Below are 25,683 nucleotides of genomic sequence, written 5' to 3' on the forward strand. Positions count from 1 at the left end.
GAGAGAACGTGGCCAAAACTTACGATGTAGAGCTTCACGGGATACGGAAAACGTTCGGTTCGAACGTAGTTGTTGATAATTTCGATTTGCAAATCGAGCAGGGAGAATGCATCTCCTTCCTCGGCCCATCTGGGTGCGGCAAGACGACGACGCTGAACATGATCGCAGGGTTTCTTGACCCGGACCAAGGTGAGTTGATCGTCAAAGGGAAGCGGATGAATGGGGTCCCATCGAACAAAAGAGATCTGGGTATGGTATTCCAAACGTATTCGTTGTTTCCCCATATGACGGTTGCGGGGAATGTAGGTTATGGTTTAAAGCTGCGTAAAGTACCTAAAGCTGAGATCGCTTCCAGAGTAGCCCGTGTACTGGAACTGGTAAAGCTGCCTCATGTGGCTGACCGTTATCCGAAACAGCTGTCCGGCGGACAGCGTCAGCGCATTGCGATTGCACGGGCGCTTGTTACAGAGCCGTCGCTGCTGCTGCTTGATGAGCCTTTAAGTAATTTGGATGCCAAGCTGCGTGAAGAGCTGCGGGATGAGTTAAAGCGCCTTCATCAGGAAACTGGCGTTACGACGATATTCGTTACGCACGATCAGGAAGAAGCGCTTTATTTGTCCGACCGCATTGTGGTTCTGGATCACGGTAAAGTCGAGCAAATCGGGACACCATGGGAAATTTACAACGAACCGGCAAGTGAATTTGTTCATACGTTTATCGGTAAGTCCAATCGGTTGACCGGTAAAGTGAAGGGCTTTGCAGGCTCCAAGCTAGTGCTTGAAGCAGGGCAGGCGGGTAGATCTTTCGAGCTAGAAGCAAATCCAAGAGGAAAGAGCTTTACTGGGGGAAATTCCGTTTCCATTTATATTCGTCCGGAGAAGCTCATGCTGGCATTGGACGAGGAAGCGTCCGCTGCACTTCAACACAATAGTATGTACGCTCGAAGCGAGGGTGTAGTAAAACAGCTGTCGTTTCTAGGTTCCTTCGTGGAATGTGAAGTCGAAGTGGGCAGCGAGACCTTGATGGTGCGTGTACAATCCGCTGTTCAGCAAGGAAGACTGCAGCCGGGACAAAGAGTGACGCTGTATTGGAACCCGGAGGACGTGTTCGTCTTTCCCGGAAAGGAGCGATAAGCGATGGCTGCATCCTCAGTAACGTCAAAAGGATCGCTGCGCACAGCACTCCTGCTGTTGGCACCTGGACTTATCGTGCTGCTCGGCGCCTTCTTAATCCCTATGCTGTATATCTTCTTACAGAGCGTTCAGGATGAGCACCAGCAGTTCACCTTGAAAAATTATTTATTGTTCGTTCAAGACCCTTACTATATCGGGGTGTTGTGGAGAACGATCCGGGTCAGCTTGTACACGGTTATCGTTGCACTTGTGCTTGCGTATCCGGTAGCCATGTTTATGGCAAGAACAAGCGGCAGACTGCGTGGAATTGTGACCTTTCTCATCATTTCTCCGCACTTGATTAGCGTCGTTATCCGTAATTTCGGATGGGTCGTCATTCTTGGCGAGAAGGGATGGATTAATACGACACTAATGCAGCTGGGCTTGATCGATAAACCGCTTCGTCTGCTTTACAATGAGCTGGGAGTTGTCATCGGCTTGACCGATTCGTTCGTCGTTTACATGGTGCTATCTATTGCGACCAGCTTGTATGCTATTGATTCTTCGCTTTATAAAGCTGCCGGGATATTGGGGGCTTCGAGAGTCCGCTCCTTCTTTACCATCACGCTTCCTTTAAGCTTGCCTGGGATGATCGCGGGCATTACGCTGGTTTTCAGCTTATCGATGAGCGCATTCGTAACCCCTGCATTAATGGGAGGAACATCGGTCAAAGTGCTGCCTGTTATTGCTTATGAGAAAATCATGGCTACACTGAATTGGCCGTTGGGCGCAGCGCTATCCTTCCTGCTGCTGGCATCTACCTATGCTCTGGTTGCGTTGTTCACTAAGATTATTGAAACGAAACGGTATAAAGAGGTGTTTTCATCATGATGCGGCGATTTCCATTGTTGGGTATCATCACGTTCTTCGTTGTCTTGTTCGTTATTTCGCCGCTTCTGGTCGTTATACCGGTTTCGTTGACTTCCAAAAATGTGCTGACGTTTCCTCCTCAAGGCTTTTCATTCAAATGGTATGAAAAAATTCTTGATCGACCGGAATTTATCGATGCCTTTGTGTTCAGTCTTGAGCTTGCCGCCATCACAGCGATACTGGCAACCCTGGTTGGGGTGATTGGCGCATTAGCGCTTCACAAATATAATTTCCGGGGCAAAAAGTTCATTCATGCGCTTATGCTGTCACCTTTAACCATACCTTCCTTAATTATAGGGATAGCAGCGCTCTTGTTCTTTACCCGAATTGCTATCGCGGGAACCTTCTGGGGACTGTTGGCTACTCACATTCTGATCTCGGTACCGTTCGTTATCCGGTTGACTTTGACGGGACTAAGCGCTTACGATTACACGCTGGAAAGAGCGGCTTACATTCTCGGAGCGAAGCCAGGGCAGGTGTTTCGCGATATTACGCTGCCACTGCTGAAACCTGCGCTAATTTCTGGATTTATTTTCTCGTTCCTTACTTCCTTCGATAATGTAACGGTTTCCTTGTTTCTCGTGTCACCCCAAATGACGACGCTGCCTCTTGCTATATTTAGCTATATGCAGGAAACGTTGGATCCGTTGGTAGCATCGATTTCGTCAGTTGTGATTTTGTTAAGCTTAGTATTTATTTTGATCCTCGAATTTGTGTATGGTTTGGATCGGTTGTTCGGTTCCAATTCCCAGGCGCACTAACAGAGGTTAGGAGCATCTCAGGAAAGGTTATGGAGAGCGATGTCATTACTTACTAGAATAGAAACCTATATGCCGGAGCTGCTGGAGCTGCTGGAGGCGTGTGTAAATATGGACTCGCCCTCGAAAAGTAAGTCGCACAATGATCAGATGGCGGATTGGTTCACAGCATTAGCGGTTAAATTATTGGATGCCCATGTTGTGAGACTGGCTCATGAGGAAGCGGGAGATCGCTTGCTGATCGAGGTCGGGCAGGGCTCGCGACGCATCTTGCTTGTAGGCCATTACGACACGGTATGGCCTGTGGGCGAGGCAGCGAAGCGGCCATTCACTATCCGCGACGGTCGGGCATATGGCCCGGGTGTGTACGATATGAAAGCCGGCGTACTGCAGGCGATGTACGCCATGAAGGCGCTGCAGGACAGCGGAGCATGGCCGGCAGATACGCGCGTGTCGCTGTTTCTGAACAGCGACGAGGAGATCGGCAGCCCGACGTCGCGCGGGCTGATTGAAGAGCTCGCGCGCGAATCGAGCGCTGCGCTCGTACTGGAGCCGCCCATGGCTCCCATGGGCGCGCTCAAAACCGCCCGCAAAGGGAGCGGGCGGTACAAGCTCGAAGTGCGCGGCGTTTCCGCGCACGCGGGGGTTGCACCGGATCGCGGGGTATCCGCGATCCAGGAGCTGGCGCTGCAGGTTCAGCGCCTGCACGCGATGTCCGACCCGGCGGTCGGCACGAACGTCAACGTCGGCCTCATTCGCGGAGGCATTGGCACCAACGTGGTGGCCGATCACGCGGAGGCGGAGATCGACGTTCGGGTGCCTACGATCGCGGAGGCTGAGCGCGTGCATGCGGAGCTGATGGCGCTGAAGGCACATCATCCGCAGGCGCAAGTGTCGGTAAGCGGCCGCATGATGAGGCCGCCGATGGAGCGCACCCCAGCCAGTGGAAGGCTGTTTGAATTCGCGCAGCGTATTGCATTAGAGGAGCTGGGGTTAACGCTCGCAGAGGCGTCAACTGGCGGTGTCAGTGACGGCAATTTCACCGCAGCGAGCGGAGTTCCTACGCTCGACGGACTTGGCGCAAGCGGAGACTTTGCTCATGCGCCCGGAGAATATGTGACGGTATCGGAAATACCTATCCGTACCTTACTGCTGGCGCGACTCATTGCGACGATTTAAACAACTAAAGCCTGTACTCAGATGGATGATGATTTCTGAGTGCAGGCTTTTTATGCTAATCCTGGCTACAATACCGGCTTCATGAACATTAATATGAATAAAATAATTCCCATTCCTGCTATGACAAGCAGCCATCGATTGATGGAAGCAACCTGCTGCTGCAGTGGTTCCGACAGCATTTCCTGGTCTTTAAGAGGCGTGTCCTCTAACAGCTCTCTCAATTTCATCTGCTTAGGCGCCACGACCCCGATCACCATGATCTGAATAAAGACATATAGCAGTAGGGAGCCGATAATCCATAAGTCAAGAAAATGAGTAGAAGATTGAGTGACAAGAACAATTCCGCTGATGACTGCAACACTTCCTCCAATTTTAGGGAATAATTCGAGCAGAGTACTCAATCTTAAGGATTGCTTTAGTTCACCAAACGATTGCCTCTTGCGATACAATACATGTATGAAATATGTCGGTCCTATCCCGATGATCGCTGATAGCACATGCAGCAACACTAACCACTTCAACAACCTTACCTCCTACAAATGAAAGTCAGTCCTTTATTACTATACATGGTTAAAGCATGGGATAGATACAATTTAAACAATAAATGGATATTAAATTTTCTTTATACAAATATTTCCTTACAAAACTAAACCTTTGTTTTCTTAGGTTGTCTTTTATTAGGCAATGCCGTGGATTTGGATTTACGAACAGGCTTGACCGTACGTTTTACCTGCTTGCTGATTCCGGTTATAGTATCTACGATAGTTATAATTTTCGTGGTTTGATTGTAAGAAAGCTTCCATTTTCTTCTTGGAGAAAGGCTCATTGCTTTCAAGTTCGAAGCGCTCAAACGGAATGTTTCGTCCAGCTCGTTCTGAGGGATGATGACTCTTAATTGTTTGCTTATAGTCCCCCTGGTAAGTGTGATATTCTGGCCTGCCACATCTTCCGGAATGCCCAGTTGGCTTAACAAAGCGTATCCGATAGTAATGACTCTGTCTCTGTTCTTTCTTGGATCGTGAAGTAATATCCCGAAGGCCGTGCTGGAATTCAAGCGCTGCATAGAGAGTGTTTTCGTAGCTGGCCTGTAATCCAATACAACCCGATCCCCGCTTTTCAGGCCAAATCTTTGAGCTGTTTCCGAGCTAATTTCCATATAATTAAACGCGCATTCATTGCCTTTCTCCTGAATCAATTCGATTTCGCTGTTGACACTTCCGCGTCTTAACGTTAATTCTGTACGGTCTTCTATTAGATGAAGATCGTTCGGTAAGCCGCCACCGCAGTCTAACACTAGATTCACACTGCTATCTTCCATTTCTGTTGATACATAAACGTCCACGATACCCTTTGCCACGATCTCCACTCCTTGTCAAACATTATGGCTGACTCTGGCTTTTCACATGTTTTGTAGAATATGACCGGCAAGGTTGTTATGCTTGGATGGTTGTACCGAAAACGTATAAATAAGCATAGTGTGCCTTGTATTGAAGCTTGGAGCGAAACAAGGTATACTCGGGGCGAGATGGAAGTTGGAATTATGCTTCGGAAAAACGGGAGATGAGAGCAATTCATGAATAAAGAACTTATATTGCAAAAAGCGGCCGCAGATGTGAAAAGAGAGCTAGAATCGGATTCAAGCGGACATGATTGGTGGCATATCTCACGTGTGACTCGAATCGCGCGACATATTGCTGAGCAGGAGCAGGCCGATTCGTTCATCTGTGAGCTGGCTGCGCTGCTGCACGATATTGCTGATGAGAAGCTGAATTCGTCGGCTGAAGTCGGCATGAACAAGGTTCGGGATTGGTTGGTGTCTTATGAAGTCGATGCTGAGGCTGCGTCACATGTGTTGGATATTATAGGCACAATGTCTTTTAAAGGAGGCCATAATCCTCCAGTGCGGACCAAAGAGGCTCAAGTCGTACAGGATGCCGATCGGATTGATGCCATTGGGGCGATCGGGATTGCCCGCACTTTTGCCTACGCAGGCTGGAAAGGCGATTTGATGTATGATCCGGAGCAGCCATACCGGGAAGAACTGACCTACGAGCAATATCGGAATGGTCGTTCAACAGCAATCAATCATTTTTACGAAAAGCTAATGAAGCTGTCCGGCTTGATGAACACAGAGACTGGCAAGCAGATCGCTCAGGCTAGACATAGCTATATGGAAGCATTTTTGGAGCAATTTTATCTGGAATGGGATGGGAAGGGGACGCTATGAAGCAGCCACCCTACGCTATGTAGTTTAGTACAGATGAGTTCCAAAGAAAAAATGGAAAAGGATTGCCAACCATCTTGCCAGCGAGGGCGGATTGCGGCAATCTTTTTATGTTCTATCCACAATAGTTGAGTTTATTTGCGGAGTACAGGCACGTATAGGCTTCCGCCTACATAAAAATAATACTGATCTCTTTAAGCGGAGTCAGTAGAAACAGTTCTCCGCACAACTTGTAGGGGGTGGCAGCTATGCCCGGCTTCTTTTCAGCAATAGCCTTGTTCATTAAAGAGTTAATGCTCCTCGTTTCCTACGTCAAAAATAATGCGTTTCCCCAGCCGCTATCAGAGGCAGAGGAAGATAAACACTTACGCCAAATGGCGGAAGGTAATCAACATTCAAGAAACTTGTTAATTGAGCATAACCTCAGGCTCGTCGCTCATATTGTAAAAAAATTTGACAACACAGGCGAGGATCTGGAGGATCTGATCTCCATTGGAACCATCGGATTGATCAAAGCGATCGAATCCTTTTCACCGGATAAAGGCACGAAGTTAGCTACCTTTGCAGCCAGATGTATCGAGAATGAGATTCTGATGCATCTACGTTCGTTAAAGAAGACACGAAAAGATGTTTCTTTACACGACCCTATTGGAACGGACAAGGAAGGGAATGAGATCACGTTAATCGATATTCTCGGTACAGAAGCCGATGATGTCGTAGATAAAGTGCAATTGAAGATCGAAAAGTCAAAGATATATAAAAACTTGGACATATTGGATGATCGTGAAAAAGAAGTTGTGGTTGGCCGCTTTGGATTAGAGCATGGCGGGGAAGAGCGAACTCAGCGGGAAATTGCTAAAGAATTGGGTATATCACGAAGTTATGTGTCGCGGATTGAAAAAAGAGCTCTTATGAAGCTATATCATGAGTTCTATAAGGCAAAAAGATAAGGATATTAAGATTGGCCTGCCTAAACGGCAGGCCTCTAAAACATTTGAAAGCAGGTTATGAATTGGACAAGCTTATCCAACTAGTTGAGAAAAATACGGCTCACCGTGTAATAGGGTGTAAGTAGATCCGATAACCGTGACATTTTCATTAAGCTAAAGGCTATAATGCATAGGATAAATGGAAGGGTTTTCCTATTTACATATCGAATTTAGATTCAAATGGGCTATAATTTAACCCTGATAGAAATAAGTATATAGCATGGACATGGAAAGATAATTGATGTTAGGTTGACAGCTAGAAATGTGAATTTCATCTCATGGAGAAATTGGAGATTTTTAAAATGTAGAAGGAGGATCGTGCGACATGAAAATCGGTTTGAGCACGTACAGCTTGCTTCCTGCCATTAAAGCTGGAGAAATGTCCGTACTTGACGTGATTCAGTGGATTGCAGATAACGGTGGGGAGCATATGGAAATTGTCCCCTACGGGTATACACTGGTGGACAATCCGGAACTAGCGGACTCTGTCCGCGAGAAAGCGAAATCAGTGGGAATCGAGCTGTCCAACTATTCGATGCCAGCCAATTTCGTTCAAGGTACAGAGAAGGATTTTGAGGCGGAAGTGGCGCGAGTCAAGCAGCATGTCGATCTGGTGGCCCGTTTGGGCATGAAGCATATGAGGCATGATGTGACGGCCTTTACGATTAGGCCGGAACAGATGACAATCGGTTGGTTTGAAAATAGCCTTCCGCTTATCGTACAGGGCAGCAGGTTTATCGCCGATTATGCCGCTCGATACGGGATTACAACTACCATTGAAAATCACGGTTTCAGCGTCCAAGCGAGCGACCGTGTACAGCGCGTGCTGCTGGCTGTAGACCGGCCCAACTTCAAGACTACGCTAGATGTTGGCAATTTCATGTGCGTGGATGAATCGTCCATTATTGGGGTTAAGAAAAATTTACCTTATGCCTCGTTAATTCATTTTAAAGATTTCTATTTTCGGTCGTATGATCAGCCTCCGGGAGGAGGAGAGTGGTTTAGAACGGCTCATGGCAATTATTTGAGAGGCGCCATTATTGGGCACGGAGATATCGATATTCGCAGAGTCGTTAAACTAATCAAAGAGTCAGGCTACAACGGGTATGCCACCATCGAGTTTGAAGGAATGGAAGAGTGCAGGCTCGGCTCAAAAATTGGCATGGACAATTTGCGCCGACTTTGGGAAGAAGCAAAGTAAGAGTGACCTCGACTGCCATTTTACAAGTTGTTGTTCCATAAGTTGGTTTTGAGTGAGTCCAATCCATATTTCCTTGATTTCCTTCTTTATCACGGAGAGAGCCCTGCTCAATATCGAGCGGGGCCTTTGTTTAGGTTAGCGCAGAGCCTATCCTACAGCCATCCTCCACTTCAACCCGTCTCCTAATTGGATAACCGTATATTTATGTCGTAATTAGAGGTGTTCAGAGGGCTCAAGTTGAATAAAATTCAAATGTTTCATTCGGTTTATGACAGATAATACTTCATTAATTCTTGGTAATTCAAGCCATCTTTCGAAACCAGGAAAAAAGGAAGAAAATACAATATCCACTCCTTCTCTCTCCATATCTTCGAGAGCTTTTCTGATCTTTTCATGAAGAAAGATGAGGCGATCCTGATTACTTATAGCTATTTTTCGAATTAAAAAGGCAATAGCTGCAAGTTGGGCGTGTGATGTGATATTGTAAAGCCCTCTGATATCAATTTGTTCATCGCCTATCATCATGTATCCCATGGTTGAAACCATCAGCTTTTCTGTACCACTGCCCTGTGGATAGCTCGAAAAGTGATCGGTGGTTATTTTTCTTTCAATCTCCCATTTTGTAAGGGGGATACGTTCGCGTGGTTTGTCGTGTTCACATAATTTTTTAGCTTCCTGGGTTACGTTTTTTGGCACAAAATTGTCCATCAGGATGATTTGATCGGCAACGGATAAAAATTCACCGCTACCTCCAATAACAAGAACGGAAGATACGCCAACAGCCTCATAAAGCTCCCTGACACGTTCCGTAAAAGGTGTAATGGGTTCACGCTTGATTAATGAACGCATTTTGATGTCTTGAATCATAAAGTTCGTCGCACTTCTGTCTTCATCAATAAGAAGAAGCTTACACCCGACGTTGATTGCCTCCATAATATTTGCGGCTTGAGATGTGGAACCTGAGGCATAGTCAGTCGAAAACTGTTCTACTGAACTATTGGGTATCCATTTTATGAAAGGCGTAATATTGATGTTTTTTATGGAACGGCCTTCCTCTGCAGATATTTCCATTGCACTTTGATCTGTAATCACAAATTCTCGTCCGTCGCCTATGCAGTGATTGTAAATCCCCGAATTTAGTGCATCCAGCAATGTGCTTTTACCTGAATAACCACCGCCGGTGATGACCGTCACACCATGTTTTATTCCCACTCCTCGCAAACCGCAAATTTCAACTTCAACATCTTCCGGGGATGTAAAAGGCAAGGCACCCTCCAGTGGCCCGCTGTTGTCTTTATTTCTTGGTAAAATGCTGCCATTCGCAATAAACGCACAATACTCACTGGATTTCAGCCATTCGCGAATCATATTTTGTTTTTTTACCAATTCATAGGCAGCATTTAATTTGATGAGATCAAACCTGGCAATTAACTCCTCCACTTCTTTTGGAAGTATTTTGCAGAGCATGCGCATAGCTTTATCATTATTCTTGAATGGAAGTTGAACTGTAATCATTAAGCATAGATACCATTTTTCTGAGATGACTTCAACAAAGGATGCATTACGTTGCAACACCACATTGGTTGGACGAAAACAATAAAAAGCACCATTTTCTTTATCAGAACGTGACCGATTATAAATCAATTCATTTAATGCCTCAATATGCTCAACCCATTCTCTTAATGCAAAATCTGAGAGAACAACTTGATCCATATTTTCCTCTAAACCGAGACGGTCAAAAGGTATTTTTATGGTGATACATGGTTTATCCAGTGTGAGTTTATGTGTCCGTTCAATGTAATAGGCAACATCATTATTCCAATAGGTTGGGTCAGATATCGTCCCCCCTTGATCATAGTATGAACCTTCATAAATCATACTGTAAGATGACTGTCCGGATTGTAATGAGCGAAAATATTGAGCGAGTCTTTTAATAAAGCATCATCCTTTCATATTTGGAAAGCGGTGAATAACGGGAAACGATGCCGAAGTTGAAACAGTATCTCAAGAAGGGGGCCCTTTATCCTTTGGAACAAGGTAACGACGAAACGGATCGCCCCTTAATCTCCAGGTATGAGCCTGCTCAAACATAAACCGGCGCTGTTTGAAATTTTTCGCGAAAAATGAATTCCATCCTAAGTAATTCAAGTTCAATACATATTCCCCCTAATCGAGTTCAGATCAATTGGTAAGATAAACGATTAAATCCTAACCAATTTCAAAATAAAACCACTATTGTTGCCTTGACCAGCCTTTTGTCCTAAAAAAATAACAGCCACTCCGTAAGTGGCTGTCATAGACCGGCAAGAAAGCTTAAACGTTGCTTCTGCCTAAATATAAAAGCCCTGAGAGTGAATCCTACCCTCAGAGCCTAATGTATTCGTAAAAAAATAACTAAAAAGCAACATGAGGATAAGACGTATATTTTTTGGTTTTCATTGTCCTCACCTCATTACGATTTATTTTTACAACAACACAATCATAACATTAAGATCATCCACAATATAGGGAAAGATTAATTATAATTAACTCAAACCCTGAAATAGGTAAAGATGCCCGCCGGCAGCCGCGTTGTACAAACCAGCGGCCTTTGTTATGCTAACGGGCAGAAATGTTGAGCAAAGAACCTAACCAAATGCATGTAATCTACCCCAAAAATTGTAAATTGAATACGAAGTTATTGATATTAGTATTCATCTCAAACATTGGGGGATTTATGATGTTACAGGTTATTTTAGTTTTAATTTCATTGACTTTAAGTTCTTGTTCAACTAGCTCAGAGAAAGTTTTACAAAAGCAAGAGCCTGGAATCTTTTATCAAAGTGATTTACAGGTTCACGAATCAACTACAAATGCTAAAATTAGCTTTGGTATGAGCAAAGAACAAGTTGACAAGGTGTTTGGAGAATCCAATGATAAGAACTTTCTGGGGATATATTCCTATGATGGTTTTGAAGTGTTTTATCGGGATAACAAAGTTGTTGGCTTACTTTTATCATCAGACAAGCAAACTGCAAAGAAATTTTTAACGAATAGAGGTATTGAAATAGGAAGTATGTATGAAGATGTTAAGGGAAAATATGGAGAAGGCGTGATTTACGAGAATATTAACAACATCACTTATATTTTCGAGGAAGTCAATGGGAAATACGTTGTGAGGAAATCCAAAAATGAAGTTATTAATCCATCAACTACCTTTGTTATTTCAATGAACGCAAATAATGGAGTAGATAAGGGGATAACTACGATACATATTTTTGATTATAAATTTGCCTATGAGTCGAAATAATTTAAGGTTAAGTCTCGATACCTCGTTGAACTACAGGGTACGATAGTTGAAGTGCGGTAGTAGCTGCTCCCTGTTATCATTAAGCTAAAGGGCAGGCTACTTTAATGGGAATAGCCATAGAAATGAATAATATGGTAAGGTAAATAGAGATGTTTATGATTATTGTGGAGGAATAGTTTTCCGAAATGTAATAAAGTCTGTCGTAAATATAGATATGGCTAAGAGGGATCTGCGAAGGGTGTCACAGAGATAATACGTTATAAGAAATCGGGGAGAAATGATAAGGAGCAGAAAACATGAAATGTCCTCACTGTAACAACGAATTATGTGAACTTCCTTTATGTTACGGAATGGAAGCACCATATTATTTTTACACTGTACCAGAAGAGAAAAGAACAGAATTAATTAGAGATTTTTGTGTAATTGATGAACAGCATTTCTTTATTAGAGGACATATTGAAATACCAATAATTGATAGTAAAGAGAAATTTATATGGAGTGTCTGGGTTTCTCTAAGTGAAGAAAATTTTCTGAAATCTAATGAGTTATTGCACGTAGAAGGAAGGGAAAATGAAAAACCTTATTTTGGTTGGTTATCGACTGAACTTTCAATATATCCAATAAGTACATTATCGATAAAGACAACGGTACATACACAAGAAGTTGGTGCTGTTCCTTTAATTGAATTAGAACAAACGAATCATCCGCTTGCAATTGAACAAAGAGAAGGAATTACAATGGAGAGAGTTAAAGAAATTGCACATTTAATAAATCATTGTCAGTAATAAGAAGAATTTGAAAGTACAGTCGAAGAAGTTGCCGACATCTTATAACACAGTGTTCCCGCTACGGAGCTTATGCTTCTTGGTTTGCCCGAGGCAATTCGAGATATAGAATCAGGGAGATAACCCTGCACCGCCCAAGTCCGTAGGACCCGACACTAACGCGTCTTAGGGCGGAGGGTTCGGGAACACAACAACGTTATTAGAAATAAGCGAACATCATAAAACACCTTATAAGCAATGATCATCTATTTATAGATGATTTTCAGCTAAAGGGCAGATTAGTGCAATACTGCTGCTGCGGTGGCTTTTTTATTTTTTGTACTGATGGTGAACGGATCCATAACGCGCAAAACAGTCTCACAAATAATATGGCGCGGGGTGAATAATAGGATGCACCATAGAGCTTGATACTGCCCTCGGTAGATATACTTACCTGTAGTTTCTCATGACTAATTTAAGTATTATGAAAACAAGGGGCTCTAGTTTCCCTTGAAATCAGTTACCTTTGGAGGAAGTCTTGAGGCAGCCCAGAAAACACATCGCCGTTCTATACATGCTACTAATTATACTAATTACAGTGTGTGTCAGCATACTTCTCGGCAAGTCGAACCAGCCCGATGTCAGGGCAACGTGGGTTTGGGACCGGGATGCAGCTTCGAGCCAAGCGGATCCAATTCTCGAATTTGCCCGCCGGCACGAAATCAATCTTATCTATTTAAGCATACGATACGATGCCGATCCGGTGGCCTATGAAGCTTTTAACCGAAAAGCTGGTGCGCTCGGCATCAAGGTCTTTCTGCTCGACGGGGATCCCGGTTGGGTTTATCCGGAAAATAGGGCCAGGCTCGACCAGATGCTAGGATGGCTGCAGAGCTATAATGCCGCTGCGGCGGATAATGAAAAGTTCAGCGGGGTGCATTTCGACATAGAGCCCTATAACCTCACCGATTGGAACACGGCAAATAGGCAGGTTCTGATCGAGAGATGGATGGACACCGTAGATTATATCGCAAATCAGCGCGAACATCTTCCCGGAATGGAGTGGGGGGCGGATTTTCCTTTTTGGCTGGATGACATCAAAATAACGTCCGAAAACGGGTGCCCTACTCTTTTCCGGTGGATGATGGAGCGGTTTGACCGTGCCACCTTGATGGCTTACCGGGACAGAACAAACGGCGCAGGAGGAATTCTGGAAATAGTTGAACATGAAATTGACACCGCGAAAACGCTTGGAAAAAAAGTTATCGTCGGAGTCGAAACAAACGACACAGGCCAATCTTACACGACCTTTTATGCCAAAGACGAAAGCATAATGCGAAAGCAGTTGGAAATGTTGACCCAATCCTTACGACGGCAGCCGTCTTTTGCCGGCTACGCCATACATGACTATTCCGCGTGGAAAAATATGGAGCGTTGAGTTGGACGATTTCACAATGATCGGTCGGCATACACAACTGCTAAAAAGAGATCTGTGTGACGAGATACTTCACGTGCTGGTGGAAATGATGTGTGTTATCAGCCTGTGTGATTACGCTAACGGGTACGATAGCGTGGAGCTGCTGAAAGGCTAGCTCCTTTTTGATGTTTAATGAAGTAACGGGCAGGATAGTTCCAATATGTGCTATACTTTCAAAATAACAGGATGACTCGTCATGCTTGAAAACTATCGTATTCAGGAGGGTCAATGGGGAAGACATTCTGCAAGAGAGCTAAAAAGATACTGGTAAGTGGTTCTCAATTCCACTGTGTTATTAATGAAATCCCTAGTAATAAATTTGTGAACTTTAAGGTATATTCATCCAAAACCTCATATTTTGAAGTCTTATTTACATGGGAAGGTAGCTGGCACTTCAATCCACATAGGCCAAGGAATTGCGAACGTTTAATAAGATATGCGATTGAAAATGGATGGGAGTTTAGTCTTGAAAAGAAGTTTTTGAAAATCGAACAAGGCGATTTTCTCATTGATAAACTAGGACTAAGTACATGAGGTCCCATTTCTCATTAAGCTATTGGGAAACGGTACTTGAGGGAACTTGCCCCCGCCGGCAGTTCTTTTTTTTGTCCATTGAAGTAAGGAAGTACAGAAGTCTTGGAATATTGTTGTAGTCAAGAGACATCAAAATAAGTTAACGATTTTACAATTCAAAAAATTTTTTTTATGAGATATTTTCGAATTATCGTTCGTGTTATATATAGGAGGTGAATAAATGAACAATCAATCTTTAACGCGCACAAATAGTGAATTTGCTGAAGTTTATGAGCGGAATATTGATATGGTTTACAGATTTTGCTTCATCCTTTTGAAAAATACGACTGATGCGGATGATGCTGTTCAATCTATATTTTTGAAGCTATTCAAACACAATAAAGCCTTTCATGACCGCGAGCATGAAAAAGCATGGCTTATTGTGACGACCAAAAATACCTGTAAAGACGTATTAAAAAGCTGGTGGAGATCTCGCCGGGTCGATATAGACGTTTTGCCGGAAAAAACGTACTGGGATAACGATGATCAGCAGAGGGATATACTCGAGAAATTGCTTCGGCTTCCTGAAAAATACAGAACGGTTTTGTACCTTTATTATGTTGAGGATTATTCCGTAAAAGAAATATCAAAACTGTTAGATCGAAAAGAGAGTACATTGCAAACGCAATTATCAAAAGGACGCACACGCCTGAAGGCTGTTTTGGGAGGGATATATGTTGACGGAAAACCAGTTCAAGGGAATATTTGAAACCATAAAGCCTAATAAGGAACATAAGGACAAACTATTACATGAAATGATTGTAAAAATTGAATCCGAAACCGTGGAGAAAAGAATTCCTATATCTTGGAGACATGTAAGATCCGCTATGCTAGCAGCAGCGGTCATGATCTGTTTGATAACGACAACTGCTTTTGCAGCAAGTTATATGGGCCTCGATATAAAATTTTTGAACTTTCTAAACCCGACGAATAGCGAGCAAGAGGTGTACTTGGAAAACGGCGCTCATTTAGTCAACGTGAAAGAGGTAAACGAGAATGGAACGCTTGAAGTTAAGCAAATTATCGGCGACAGCAATTTGATTTACATCTTAATGGACTTCACCGCGCCGGAACGTACAGTTCTAGATGCAAAAAGGTATCGTTTTGAGACACACTTAAGTTTTGATAAATTTCGATCAAATAGCTCCTCAACCGGTTACACCTTATTGGACGATGAGAATCCCAACGATAATAAGATCAGTTTAATGATGAATTATCTAACGAAGGATAGAACAATTGTAGGAAGCCCTGTTACTTTGCTGCTTAGTAATTTAGAGGCGGCTGATGTATATCCCGATATATTTGAAAAAATAAATTTAGGTTCATGGAAAATCAAATTCAATTTGGATTATAAGGATATCTCAACAACATATCAGATACATCAGGGCATATCATTATATAACTACGAAGCAACACTATCATCCATTTCCATCTCGCCGATTTCCGTTACAATAAAAGTAGACAGTACGCATACAAAAGAGATTTCTGAGGCGGCCAGTCGCTCCTCGCGGGAAATAGGATTAAACGAGTATGCGGATCATTATCCGATCACCATACATTACAAAGATGGAACATCCGAGACAACGGCTGTTTTTAAGGGGATGTCATCAGGAGACCTCATAACTAACACCATAACGATCGTAAAACCATTTACTCCTATTATAAATGATAAAGAAATAAAGTCTGTCGAATTTTTTGGTACGGTCATTCCGATGGACTGATTGTTTGAAAACTCGCCCCTATGGCGTAGGCGGGTAAAGAACGAGAGAACAAAATGAACCTCATGTCATTGCTAACGGCGAACGATAGTATAATCATAAGAACAGGAGCAGGCGCCATGGCGACCTGCTCCTGTTCGTTGAAATAACGGGCAGTTATCTTCAATGGAAATGCAGGAAAATTATCAAGTATAAAGAAATTTTATACAAGTAATTGCCATTATTTTAAAAATGAGTGAGTGCAATTGTTTTTTGTCAATGCCCGTGCCATTGTAGAGCGTGAACGCGAAGGGAAAACTGAAATTATTATCCAAACTCGCAACAAACCGAATGAACCGAAACAGCTGGAGCTGCCGGGAGGCAGGGTGGAACAGTTCGAGTCGTTGTTAACCGCCTTGCGCCGCGAAGTGAAGGAAGAAACCGGTCTCAATGTCACGTCAATTGAAGGTGAAGATACGCGTATTGATACGAATTGGATCAATCCTAATATTGTTGTCGAATGTGTTAGGCCATTTACCGCATACCAGACCATTAAAGGCGGGATCGATTCGGTCGGTTACTACTTTATTTGCAGGGTGGAAGGCGAATTGCTCAAAGAAGGCGACCAAACGAAAAATCCCCGCTGGGTCAGCGTAGACGAGGTGGTTGAACGGATGCATAACGATCCGTTGTAGTTTATTAACATCGACTGTGCCGCCATCAAGTTCTATTTAAAACACCGTGTAAATACCATTCCGATCGTTGAAACCTTTAGCTCTTTTCAGTTCCACTAACGGGTACTTTAGCGCAATAAACAAGAAACAGTCTAACACTTTATTTTCGTGTTTTGACTGTTTTTTTGAAAGACACCGCCGGTTCACTTGCCACTGGGTAAGGATACCCTTGCGATGTAAAGAGATATCGGAACCGCTGGAACAGGATATCAAGGATTGGCATGAGATCATTACAGGAACGGACCATGACGACGTACACGCTTAAGCGAGAAACGCATAAGCCGCTTGCCTACTAGGGAAGCGGCTTGTTGCTGTGCAATTGCTTTCCTAATCATATATAATCATGAAGAATTACGACTATATGATTGTTCAGGAGAATGATACGGATGAATAAGAAGATACTGATCGTTGAAGACGATGTTCATATATCCAAAATAATCAAGATGAATCTGAACCTCATGAATTATGCCACCACCGAGGTGTATGATGGTCTGGCGGCATTCGAGATGCTCAAGAGAGAGAAGTTCGATCTTATTTTGCTGGATGTGATGATTCCCCATCTGGATGGTTTTGAGCTGATGGAGAGAATCAAGCCTCACGGCACCCCTGTAATCTTTTTGACGGCGAAAAACTCGGTCTACGATAAAGTGAACGGTCTGAAGCTGGGTGCTGATGATTATATGGTCAAGCCCTTTGAAGCGATCGAGCTACTGGCCCGTATAGAGACAGTGCTGCGCAGATATGGTCATGAAGACAGAGTGGTGGAATTTCAGCATGTCCAAGTGGATCTTGATAAAAGAGAAGTCGTGATCCAAGGCTCGCCAGTGGAGCTGACACCGAAGGAGTATGATCTGCTGGTGGTCCTGCTCAAGAACAAGAATATCGCCCTGACGCGGGAACAATTCCTGGATAAAGTATGGGGCGGCGATTATTACGGAGAGACCCGAACGGTGGACATGCATATCAAATCGCTGCGCAAGAAGCTAGGTTTGCAGGAGCAGATCAAGACGATCTACAAAATCGGGTACCGGCTGGAGGACTGATGGATGAAGTTTTGGCAGAAAATATATCTGTTCTCGATTCTCGTGTTTGTCATTATCTTTAACATTGCTTCCATTTTGGTAATTGAACGCAGCCACAACAAGATGCTGGGACAGGCAATTAACGTGGCTCTAAGCCAGAACATCAGCATTCATTCCAGCGTGGATGCCATCGTGCCGATTCTGAGAATCTATGATTCGATTGATTATGAGAAGACGGTCCTGACGCGTATTGCCAATGAATTTGTGGATAAGAACAGTGATCAAGGTGTTTATATGGATATTACGGATGATTCGCAGCGTACGGTGTTTAATAACTCCGATTTCCCAATGCCCGTGGCACGGAGCGAACTGGATAATCTGGATGAGGACAGCATTCATTCTATTCTACGGGAGATTGATGCCCGGACGATTCTTTTTACGTCGAACATTACAGATATTAATCATAAAAAATATGTATTCACCTATATGAAAGATGTTACCGCGGTATATCAGGACCGGATAGACCAGTACAGCTTTTTTGCCAAAGTCGATCTAACAGCCTGTCTTTTGTTTATGGTGATTATGTTCTTCGTGAGCAGAGGGCTGACAAGATCCATTGACCGCCTGAGTCGCACAGCGAAAGTCATTGCCCAGGGGGATTTCTCGGAGCGCGTCACACTGAAATCAAGGGATGAGATCGGTATTCTGGGGTCTAATTTCAATGAGATGGCGGAGGTTGTCGAAGATAAAATCAACGAGTTGGAGCGTAATAACGAGGGAAAGCAACGGTTTATCAATAATTTTACGCATGAGCTAAAAACGCCACTGACCTCGATTATCGGGTATGCCAATTTTTTGCGGACGACCAAATACAACGAAGAGCTGTTCGTGGACGGTCTGAATGTAATTTATTCCGAAGGGAAGCGGCTGGAGTCGCTATCACTGAAGCTGATGGATTTGATTTTGTTACAGAAGGAACAGATTCGGATGGAATTGCGGGATCTCGGCGAGATTATTACGGAGATAAAGCCCGCGCTTGAGATCATGGCTAAGGAGAAAAACGTGGGGATTGTGCTGGATTGTGAAAAAGGAGAGCTGCCCCTGGAACACGATCTAATCAAGGTGCTGATTTTCAATCTCGTGGATAATGCGCTCAAAGCCTCATCGCCGGAACAGACGATTACACTGTGTGCGTATTGGCGGGGCGGGAATTATATTCTTGCCGTCATTGATCAGGGTATCGGAATTGGCGAGGAGGATCAGGACAAAATATTCGAGCCCTTCTTTATGGCGGATAAATCCAGGACAAGAAGCAGTAACGGCGCAGGTCTGGGTCTGGCGATCTGTCAAAATGTTGCCGTTATACACGGTGCTGTCATACAGGTAAACAGTGTTGTGCAGCAAGGGACAACGGTGGAAGTTGTCTTTGCGTCGAAGTATGTTGCGGAAAGCGAGTTACGTTCATGAGAAAATATATGATGCTTTTGCTGTACTCGGCTACACTGGTGCTGTTGACAGGATGCCAAGGCTGGTTCAACAGTATTCCCAAGGATACCGTGATGATCAAAAAAATAGTGCAGGAGCATAAGAACAGTGAGATCGAGTACGAAGGGGTTCTGTCCCAGGATGCGGTGAAGACACTGAGCGTACAAGCGGTGGACAAATTTTTGAACAAAAAGCTGGCCCTGGATCATGTGCAGTTCGAGATTATGGCTGTTGATCAGAACAAGCTCAAGGAGCTGCTGAAAGAGACCAGTCAGGTTGCCGGACCGGTGGTCGTGGAAGGCATGTCCCAGCAAAGAATGCAGTTCACCAGTGATATCCAAGCTATTACCGGCGGACTGTATTATGTGACATTGACGTCGTCGGAGGTTCCTGAAGAGTCTTATGATATTGTATTAAATGCCAAGAATGGCGACGTGTTAAAAATTCTGCGTTCCTACCGGGAAAGCAGAGCTATGTCGCGCTATTCGGAAAAAAAGGTATTTGATCTTACCGATCATTTTGTAGAAGAACATGGAAGCTATCCATTGACTGAGTTAACCCTGCAGCTCGATATGACCCGTTGGGGTTCCAATGTGGAGCTGTATTATACGAGCAAGGATAACAAGACCCTGAAGTATTGTGTCGTGGTTAATTACAGCAGTAATGCAGTCGTAGGCTTCAGCAAGGATGTCATGGCCCTGCTAAGTTATAATTCCAAACTGTAGAGGGATTAAACTTAATCTATATAGAAGGTTGGTTCAAAGTCATGAATATGGCTTGGAATCAGCCTTTTTTTTGCGTGCTGCCACCCGCGCTTCAAACTTTACAACTTCTATATAACTCTATCTCACTTTTGATATATCCGCTCTCTATACTGTTAAAGTACCCGGCAAAGGGGAGCCAAGAACACTATCAAAGAAACGGAAGGAAGTATACGTTATGAAAAAAGTCATGCTGATGATATTGACAGCGATGTTCGTATTAAGCATTTCTGCTTGCAGTGCTGGTACTGGAAATCCTAAGGGTAGCGCCGAAGGAAATAATGGGGGAGCCAGCAGTGCAGGGAACAGTAACTCCGGCGGCGCTGGTGAAGTGAAGGCGGGGCAGCAGTCAACGGATCAATCGGCGTCCTCATCAGGTCAGCCGGGAGGCTTGGGCGCACCCTCCACTACGGAGAAGAAAACCGTGGTGTTCTCTACCTTTTTCCCGAGTGATTACTTTAAAGAAGCTAAGAAAAAATATGAAGCCAAGCACCCTAACATTACAATTGATCTGAGATCGGTTGAGACGGATGATGCGCATTTGGAAGAGAACCTGGAGAAATTTGTGAAAACAATGGGCACGGCGATGCTCTCGGGTCAAGGGCCCGATTTAATCGAGATGGATCAGTTGCCGTCTGGCGACTATGTGAAGCGAAAGATGCTGGCCAATCTTGGCGACATCATGGACCATGACCCTGAATTTAAAAAAGAACAGTATTTCACTAACATTCTGGAAGGGATAAAGGTTAACAGTGGAATGTACGGCTTGCCAATCGGGTTCTTTATCTATGGTCTGGTGGGCAATGAAGATGCTATTAAGAAGAGTGGCGTGACATTCGATGACAGCAAGTGGAATTGGGAGCAGTTCATCACGACAGCCCAGGCTATGACTAAAGGAGCCGACAAGGACCACCAGTATGCTTTGGGCAGAAGCACGCCGGAGTATATGACCACGCAATTTGTGAATGAACGATATGCAACCTTCATCAATCTGGAGCAGAGGAGCGCCAATTTTGTATCCAGCGACTTTACCAACCTACTTCAACTGGTAAAAACGTTGTTCGTTAAAAAAGTAGTCGATGCAAATGCGCGCTTCCCGTTGTTCCACACCGCTCAGATCAACTCACCAAAGGTTTATATCGAGGAGTTGCGGAAAAGTGAATTCATTACTGGTGGCAATGCCTATACCTCGAAGCTTTATTTGAGTCCAAATGCCGATCCGCAGCATCCGGGTGGTTCCTTCCGAACCTACCAGACGATTGGGCTGAATGAGCGTTCAACTGTAAAAGCCGAGGCGTGGGATTTTGTGAAGTTTCTGCTGTCGGATGAAATGCAGAGTAAACCCGACGGTACCGGATTTCCGCTGAATAAAGCCTCTTATGCGAAAAAAGCGCAAGCGTTGGTTCAAAAAGGGTCCATCCAGTCTGATCAACCGATCGGGCCGATGAAAGGCAAGAGCTTCAAAATCACACAGCAGGATATTGATGATTTGGACAAATTCCTGAACGGGGCGACGTACACGCCACAATTCAAGCCCTCCAAGATTGACGAGATCATCACCGCGGAGGCACAGGCTTTTTTCACCGGTCAGAAGTCGGCTGACGAAGTAGCCAAGCTCATTCAGAACAGAGTAACTACTTGTCTGAATGAGTAGCTATCTGAATGAGTAGCAGCAAGGGAAGGAGGAGCGACAGATGACAGGAAAACGTGAGGGGATCAAGGGGATCAGAGGAATCAGGCTGCTACGCAAAGATTGGATGGCTGCGGTTCTTTTCCTAGCACCTAGCTTGATCGGATTTTCCGTATTTTATCTCATTCCGTTTGCCACGGGGCTGCTCTACTCCTTCCAGGATAACACCATAGACGGTACTTTTGTAGGTCCCGACAACTATCAGGCGGTGCTATCCAGTGGCTCGTTCAGCAAGGCGGCCGCCAACACGCTGCTCTTTACGGGAGTAAGCGTTCCGCTCATTATTGCGCTGTCCCTTTGCTTTGCGCATTTGCTCAACCGGAGATTGTTTATTCGGAACTGGCTCCAGACTGCTTTTGTACTGCCGATGGTGGTTCCGGTTGCCTCGATCGTGATGATGTGGCAAATCCTGTTTGATTGGAATGGAACCCTGAATGCATGGCTGCAACATTTGCACATGGGACGGATTGATTGGATGAAGTCGGAGTGGTCCATGGTGGTATTGGTGGTGGTGTATATATGGAAGAACATCGGCTACAACATTATTTTATTTCTCGCAGGTCTGCAAAGTATTCCGAAGGATTATTATGAGACTGCGGATATAGAAGGCGCGAGTGGGCTGCATAAGTGGCTGCATATCACATGGGTCTATTTGACGCCAACGATGTTCTTTGTGGTCCTGATGTCGATCATAAACTCCTTCAAAGTGTTCCGGGAAACATACCTGATTGCTGGCGATTATCCGCATGATCGCATTTACATGCTTCAGCATTACATGAACAACATGTTCATGTCACTGGATGTGCAAAAGCTGACGGCGGCAGCTACGCTCATGGTAGCCGGTATCCTCCTCTTCGCAAGCGTCATGCTGATGATGGAACGCCGCTTCCGGAGCTTTATGGAATAAGGAAGGATTGTGGGTATAATGGTTTTGTTTCGCAAAGTAGCGTTGACGGTAGTAATGAGTATTTTCGCGTTGGTGATGCTGTTGCCAATCCTAATTACATTCTCGAACTCTTTAATGACGGAGAGCGAAATTGACTATAATTATCATCTTATTGGGAAAATGGTCAACGTTGCAGCAGGTGAGAAGAACGGTTTTATTAACCTGAAGCTGATTCCCGACTGGGTTTCTTTGAGCCAATATGGGGAAGTGCTGGTGCATAAACCGCTCTTCCTGCACATGTTCTGGAATTCTGTCTTTATGGTGCTGCCGATCATCATCGGGCAGGTAGTTGTAGCTTCACTGGCAGCCTATGCCTTTACCAAGCTCCGCTTCTGGGGAAGGGAGAAGCTGTTCATCGTGTACTTAATGACGATGCTGATGCCGTTTCAGGTGACGCTTGTCCCCAATTACATTATTGCGGACAAGCTGGGGCTGATGAACAGTACTGCTGCGATCATTTTGCCGGGAATATTCAGTGCGTTCGGTGTGTTTATGTTGAGGCAGTTCATGCTGCATATTCCGTATTCTTACCTTGAGGCAGCCAAGATGGACGGGGCCGGACAGTTGAGGATATTCTACTCGATCATGCTACCGCTTATCAAGCCGGGCATGGCGGCCTTGACGGTACTGCTGTTCGTGGATAACTGGAACATGGTAGAGCAGCCGCTGATCTTTCTAGAGGATGTCTTTAAACAGCCGTTGTCCTTATACTTGTCACGAATTAATGAGGGGGCACGCGGCGTGGCGTTCGCTGCATCGGTGTTGTATATGGCTCCCATGGTATTGCTGTTTTTATATGCGGAATCGTATTTTATTGAAGGCATTCAATTATCGGGCATTAAAGGGTAGTTCATTCACGGGGTGATCACATTGGAAGTCCAACATGCAGGGCGCAAGAAAACAATCGCTGTAATCGCAGGCGTGTTTCTTGGGCTGCTGATCTTATTCACCTTGTTCAGCAATACGTTAATGTCGTTAACCTTGCCGAAGGTAGCGCTTCTCACGGTGAGCCGTGGCGTGCTGAGTCACGAATTTCAGAGCACCGGCGTTATGAAATGGAAAGCGGAGACTGAACTAAGCAGTACCTCTGGCTGGAAAGTGAAGAAGTTGGCGGTCAAGAAAGGCGATGTGGTGCAAAAAGGGCAGACGCTGATCACTTATGACAGCAAGGACATCAAACAGCAGATTCAGGATGAACAAGGAAGTCTAGCCAAATTAAAGCTGTCGACGGGCAGTTTGCAATATGCCTTAATGGAGGCCATGAAAGGCGGGAATGAAATAACAATCAATGACGCAACAACCGCCTATGAAAGTCATGAGATTGATATCGAGACCCAGCATCGGCGCATTCAGAAACTGCAGGACAGCCTAAAGGAGAATTCGGAGTTGGTCGCCCCCTTTGCGGGAATAATTACCAAAGTTAACGCAATGGAAGGCTTTCCTTCCAGCGGACCGGATGTGATGATTTCTAATCGAAATCTGGGCTTGATGTTAGAGCTATCATTGCCAGCTCCGGCAGTTACCCTGCTCAAGGCCGGGGATGAGCTGGATGTGCAAGTGATTGGAAAGGAAGCCAGACAAATGAAGGGGCAGATCGAAAGCATTCAGGATGGTGAACCTGTGAATTCTGATATCGGTAAAAGTGCAACTGGGAATTCCACGGTTCCCATGAAGAAGCTTATCCTCTCCATTCAAGACCCTGCTGCTAAGGAAGGTGAAGCAGCCCAGGTTGATCTGACCCAAACGCTGGAGGATGTGGTGCTCGTACCTAATGCGGCCATTCATGATGAAGGTGGCAAGAAATATGTATTTGGCATTGAGCAAAAGGACGGGCCGCTCGGCAATGCCTTTTATGTACGTAAAGTTTATATCACGGTTGATGATGCCAATGCGTCGCAATCTGCCGTCACCGGCGGACTGTTTGATCAGGAATCTATCATTATAGAGAGCAGTGAACCCTTGCAGGAGGGAAACAAGATTCGCATGTAGACATCCGACACAAAAGTGCCAACATTATCGCGCTAAACTGGATGCCAAGGCCAAAGAGACATATATTGTATATAAGTCTACCGGCGGTCAAATCGTTAAGGAATACAGTAACGGTGAAATTGTTCCGGTAACCGACCAGAAAGATCCGCGTGATTGAACCGACTTCGATCATGTACGTTTTCGCCGGGAACAACGGAAGCGGAAAAAGTACGATTCGAAACTTAATTATCGATCGGTTGGGAATTATTGTTAACATCGATCTGGACGCGTTGCCAGAGCAATCGATTCGAATCATCTGGATAGTCGGAAAGTATCAGCAGGCAAAGCCCTTAAACTAGCCAGGGACTGTATTCGTAACCGCCGCGATTTTTCTGTCGAGACACCTTTGGCTGGAGGCAAACGAAAGAGGTCATGTTGCGGTTTATGGGGACGACTTATGTAGGGGCGGTTGAATGGTGGATTACAAACGGAATGCCCTGCCCGCCTGAAGCAATGGCTAAGCAAGTGGGGATTTTATTAGAAAGAGTTGTGTGATGCCATGGTCATTCGCCATCAACGTTCAACTAAACATTCCTGTATAGCCTAAGAAATGGGCTTTGTCAAAAAAGGAGCGCCTCGGTATGATGGGTTTGTCCACGGGTTCGAAACCCAACACCATCAAGGAGGCGCTCTTGTTATGAAGTTTAAGCAATCAGACGGACAAAATCAACGCATAGAACGAATTACCACTTCCCATCTTGTTGTAGGCATCGATATGGCAAAAGAAGTCCATGTAGCTCAAGCTACGAATTTTCGTGGCATTGTGCTTTCCAGTAAACATCTTTCTTTTAAAAATACAATTGAGGGATTCGAAAAACTGCAAC

Annotated in this window: 24 protein-coding genes and 3 pseudogenes; 24 read left to right on the forward strand and 3 right to left on the reverse strand. The window is 44.7% G+C overall.

Annotation, left to right across the window (positions count from 1 at the left end):
- Positions 1–8: 8 nt before the first annotated feature.
- The 4 genes from BP97_RS0115045 to BP97_RS0115060 are packed head-to-tail and all read left to right on the forward strand — an operon-like array spanning position 9 to position 3,979.
- Complete coding sequence (locus BP97_RS0115045) at positions 9–1,133, forward strand: ABC transporter ATP-binding protein (protein WP_028549842.1); 1,125 nt, start codon at positions 9–11, stop codon at positions 1,131–1,133.
- Positions 1,134–1,136: 3 nt separating this feature from the next.
- The gene (locus BP97_RS0115050; RefSeq protein ID WP_051620601.1) at positions 1,137–2,003 is read left to right on the forward strand and encodes an ABC transporter permease; all 867 of its coding nucleotides are present in this window, start codon (positions 1,137–1,139) and stop codon (positions 2,001–2,003) included.
- Positions 2,000–2,803, forward strand: coding sequence for an ABC transporter permease (locus BP97_RS0115055; protein WP_442952365.1), 804 nt, complete (start codon positions 2,000–2,002; stop codon positions 2,801–2,803). Before BP97_RS0115050 ends, BP97_RS0115055 begins: the two co-directional genes overlap by 4 nt.
- A 39-nt stretch (positions 2,804–2,842) precedes the next feature.
- Positions 2,843–3,979 carry a M20 family metallopeptidase gene (locus BP97_RS0115060; protein ID WP_028549845.1) on the forward strand — a complete coding sequence of 379 codons (1,137 nt, stop codon included), beginning with the start codon at positions 2,843–2,845 and terminating at the stop codon, positions 3,977–3,979.
- Between the two features lie 65 nt (positions 3,980–4,044).
- Here the strand turns inward: BP97_RS0115060 and BP97_RS0115065 are convergent, their stop codons facing one another.
- Complete coding sequence (locus tag BP97_RS0115065; protein ID WP_028549846.1) at positions 4,045–4,500, reverse strand: DUF2269 family protein; 456 nt, start codon at positions 4,498–4,500, stop codon at positions 4,045–4,047.
- Between the two features lie 125 nt (positions 4,501–4,625).
- Entirely contained in the window at positions 4,626–5,336 is a 711-nt protein-coding gene (locus BP97_RS0115070) for a hypothetical protein (RefSeq protein WP_028549847.1), read from the reverse strand.
- A 216-nt stretch (positions 5,337–5,552) separates the two neighbouring features.
- Here BP97_RS0115070 and BP97_RS0115075 point away from each other — a divergent pair, with 216 nt between their 5' ends.
- From BP97_RS0115075 to BP97_RS0115085, 3 genes are all read left to right on the forward strand, one after another.
- Complete coding sequence (locus BP97_RS0115075) at positions 5,553–6,206, forward strand: HD domain-containing protein (RefSeq protein ID WP_028549848.1); 654 nt, start codon at positions 5,553–5,555, stop codon at positions 6,204–6,206.
- 245 nt (positions 6,207–6,451) lie between these two features.
- Positions 6,452–7,153, forward strand: coding sequence for an RNA polymerase sporulation sigma factor SigK (gene sigK / locus BP97_RS0115080; RefSeq protein ID WP_028549849.1), 702 nt, complete (start codon positions 6,452–6,454; stop codon positions 7,151–7,153).
- A 364-nt stretch (positions 7,154–7,517) separates the two neighbouring features.
- Complete coding sequence (locus tag BP97_RS0115085) at positions 7,518–8,393, forward strand: sugar phosphate isomerase/epimerase family protein (protein ID WP_028549850.1); 876 nt, start codon at positions 7,518–7,520, stop codon at positions 8,391–8,393.
- A 213-nt stretch (positions 8,394–8,606) separates the two neighbouring features.
- On the opposite strand, the gene BP97_RS36385 is transcribed toward BP97_RS0115085, so the two are convergent.
- Positions 8,607–10,106, reverse strand: a complete 1,500-nt coding sequence (locus BP97_RS36385; protein ID WP_051620602.1) for a P-loop domain-containing protein — start codon at positions 10,104–10,106, stop codon at positions 8,607–8,609.
- Between the two features lie 1,006 nt (positions 10,107–11,112).
- Here BP97_RS36385 and BP97_RS0115095 point away from each other — a divergent pair.
- From BP97_RS0115095 to BP97_RS0115175, 17 genes and pseudogenes are all read left to right on the forward strand, one after another.
- The gene (locus BP97_RS0115095; protein WP_028549851.1) at positions 11,113–11,682 is read left to right on the forward strand and encodes a hypothetical protein; all 570 of its coding nucleotides are present in this window, start codon (positions 11,113–11,115) and stop codon (positions 11,680–11,682) included.
- Between the two features lie 296 nt (positions 11,683–11,978).
- Positions 11,979–12,467 (forward strand): DUF2199 domain-containing protein, encoded by a 489-nt coding sequence (locus BP97_RS0115100; RefSeq protein ID WP_028549852.1) that lies wholly within the window; start codon positions 11,979–11,981, stop codon positions 12,465–12,467.
- Positions 12,468–12,984: 517 nt separating this feature from the next.
- Entirely contained in the window at positions 12,985–13,884 is a 900-nt protein-coding gene (locus tag BP97_RS0115105) for a hypothetical protein (RefSeq protein ID WP_028549853.1), read from the forward strand.
- A 1-nt stretch (position 13,885) separates the two neighbouring features.
- Positions 13,886–14,038 carry a hypothetical protein gene (locus BP97_RS40210; RefSeq protein WP_156043223.1) on the forward strand — a complete coding sequence of 51 codons (153 nt, stop codon included), beginning with the start codon at positions 13,886–13,888 and terminating at the stop codon, positions 14,036–14,038.
- A gap of 639 nt (positions 14,039–14,677) precedes the next feature.
- Complete coding sequence (locus BP97_RS0115120; RefSeq protein ID WP_028549855.1) at positions 14,678–15,205, forward strand: RNA polymerase sigma factor; 528 nt, start codon at positions 14,678–14,680, stop codon at positions 15,203–15,205.
- Positions 15,171–16,217, forward strand: coding sequence for a hypothetical protein (locus BP97_RS0115125; protein ID WP_028549856.1), 1,047 nt, complete (start codon positions 15,171–15,173; stop codon positions 16,215–16,217). The genes BP97_RS0115120 and BP97_RS0115125 overlap by 35 nt, the downstream gene beginning before the upstream one ends.
- Positions 16,218–16,459: 242 nt before the next feature.
- Complete coding sequence (locus tag BP97_RS36390) at positions 16,460–16,888, forward strand: NUDIX hydrolase (protein ID WP_051620603.1); 429 nt, start codon at positions 16,460–16,462, stop codon at positions 16,886–16,888.
- A 425-nt stretch (positions 16,889–17,313) separates the two neighbouring features.
- Positions 17,314–17,970, forward strand: coding sequence for a response regulator transcription factor (locus tag BP97_RS0115135; protein WP_028549857.1), 657 nt, complete (start codon positions 17,314–17,316; stop codon positions 17,968–17,970).
- 3 nt (positions 17,971–17,973) lie between these two features.
- The gene (locus BP97_RS0115140; RefSeq protein ID WP_028549858.1) at positions 17,974–19,416 is read left to right on the forward strand and encodes a sensor histidine kinase; all 1,443 of its coding nucleotides are present in this window, start codon (positions 17,974–17,976) and stop codon (positions 19,414–19,416) included.
- Positions 19,413–20,159 (forward strand): hypothetical protein, encoded by a 747-nt coding sequence (locus BP97_RS0115145; protein WP_028549859.1) that lies wholly within the window; start codon positions 19,413–19,415, stop codon positions 20,157–20,159. Before BP97_RS0115140 ends, BP97_RS0115145 begins: the two co-directional genes overlap by 4 nt.
- Before the next feature lie 214 nt (positions 20,160–20,373).
- Positions 20,374–21,849: an ABC transporter substrate-binding protein gene (locus BP97_RS0115150; RefSeq protein ID WP_028549860.1), complete on the forward strand. Its 1,476-nt coding sequence runs from the start codon at positions 20,374–20,376 to the stop codon at positions 21,847–21,849.
- A gap of 40 nt (positions 21,850–21,889) precedes the next feature.
- Positions 21,890–22,792 carry a carbohydrate ABC transporter permease gene (locus BP97_RS0115155; protein ID WP_051620605.1) on the forward strand — a complete coding sequence of 301 codons (903 nt, stop codon included), beginning with the start codon at positions 21,890–21,892 and terminating at the stop codon, positions 22,790–22,792.
- 18 nt (positions 22,793–22,810) lie between these two features.
- Positions 22,811–23,680 (forward strand): carbohydrate ABC transporter permease, encoded by an 870-nt coding sequence (locus BP97_RS0115160; RefSeq protein ID WP_028549862.1) that lies wholly within the window; start codon positions 22,811–22,813, stop codon positions 23,678–23,680.
- Between the two features lie 21 nt (positions 23,681–23,701).
- Positions 23,702–24,820, forward strand: a complete 1,119-nt coding sequence (locus BP97_RS0115165; protein WP_028549863.1) for an efflux RND transporter periplasmic adaptor subunit — start codon at positions 23,702–23,704, stop codon at positions 24,818–24,820.
- A gap of 170 nt (positions 24,821–24,990) precedes the next feature.
- A pseudogene (locus tag BP97_RS36395) lies at positions 24,991–25,217 on the forward strand (hypothetical protein); the annotation flags it as partial.
- Between the two features lie 8 nt (positions 25,218–25,225).
- Positions 25,226–25,354: pseudogene (locus BP97_RS40685) on the forward strand (TetR-like C-terminal domain-containing protein); the annotation flags it as partial.
- A gap of 142 nt (positions 25,355–25,496) precedes the next feature.
- Positions 25,497–25,683, forward strand: a pseudogene (locus tag BP97_RS0115175) (IS110 family transposase); the annotation flags it as partial.

The organism is Paenibacillus sp. UNC451MF (genome assembly GCF_000686845.1).
GTDB lineage: Bacteria > Bacillota > Bacilli > Paenibacillales > NBRC-103111 > Paenibacillus_S.

Bases quoted from the DNA above. Each gene is read 5' to 3' on its own strand.
- BP97_RS0115050 (WP_051620601.1), top strand. From the start codon at position 1,137: ATGGCTGCATCCTCAGTAACGTCAAAAGGATCGCTGCGCACAGCACTC.
- BP97_RS0115055 (WP_442952365.1), top strand. From the start codon at position 2,000: ATGATGCGGCGATTTCCATTGTTGGGTATCATCACGTTCTTCGTTGTC.
- BP97_RS0115060 (WP_028549845.1), top strand. From the start codon at position 2,843: ATGTCATTACTTACTAGAATAGAAACCTATATGCCGGAGCTGCTGGAG.
- BP97_RS0115075 (WP_028549848.1), top strand. From the start codon at position 5,553: ATGAATAAAGAACTTATATTGCAAAAAGCGGCCGCAGATGTGAAAAGA.
- sigK (WP_028549849.1), top strand. From the start codon at position 6,452: ATGCCCGGCTTCTTTTCAGCAATAGCCTTGTTCATTAAAGAGTTAATG.
- BP97_RS0115085 (WP_028549850.1), top strand. From the start codon at position 7,518: ATGAAAATCGGTTTGAGCACGTACAGCTTGCTTCCTGCCATTAAAGCT.
- BP97_RS36385 (WP_051620602.1), bottom strand. From the start codon at position 10,106: ATGGATCAAGTTGTTCTCTCAGATTTTGCATTAAGAGAATGGGTTGAG.
- BP97_RS0115095 (WP_028549851.1), top strand. From the start codon at position 11,113: ATGTTACAGGTTATTTTAGTTTTAATTTCATTGACTTTAAGTTCTTGT.
- BP97_RS0115100 (WP_028549852.1), top strand. From the start codon at position 11,979: ATGAAATGTCCTCACTGTAACAACGAATTATGTGAACTTCCTTTATGT.
- BP97_RS0115120 (WP_028549855.1), top strand. From the start codon at position 14,678: ATGAACAATCAATCTTTAACGCGCACAAATAGTGAATTTGCTGAAGTT.
- BP97_RS0115125 (WP_028549856.1), top strand. From the start codon at position 15,171: ATGTTGACGGAAAACCAGTTCAAGGGAATATTTGAAACCATAAAGCCT.
- BP97_RS0115135 (WP_028549857.1), top strand. From the start codon at position 17,314: ATGAATAAGAAGATACTGATCGTTGAAGACGATGTTCATATATCCAAA.
- BP97_RS0115140 (WP_028549858.1), top strand. From the start codon at position 17,974: ATGAAGTTTTGGCAGAAAATATATCTGTTCTCGATTCTCGTGTTTGTC.
- BP97_RS0115145 (WP_028549859.1), top strand. From the start codon at position 19,413: ATGAGAAAATATATGATGCTTTTGCTGTACTCGGCTACACTGGTGCTG.
- BP97_RS0115150 (WP_028549860.1), top strand. From the start codon at position 20,374: ATGAAAAAAGTCATGCTGATGATATTGACAGCGATGTTCGTATTAAGC.
- BP97_RS0115155 (WP_051620605.1), top strand. From the start codon at position 21,890: ATGACAGGAAAACGTGAGGGGATCAAGGGGATCAGAGGAATCAGGCTG.
- BP97_RS0115160 (WP_028549862.1), top strand. From the start codon at position 22,811: ATGGTTTTGTTTCGCAAAGTAGCGTTGACGGTAGTAATGAGTATTTTC.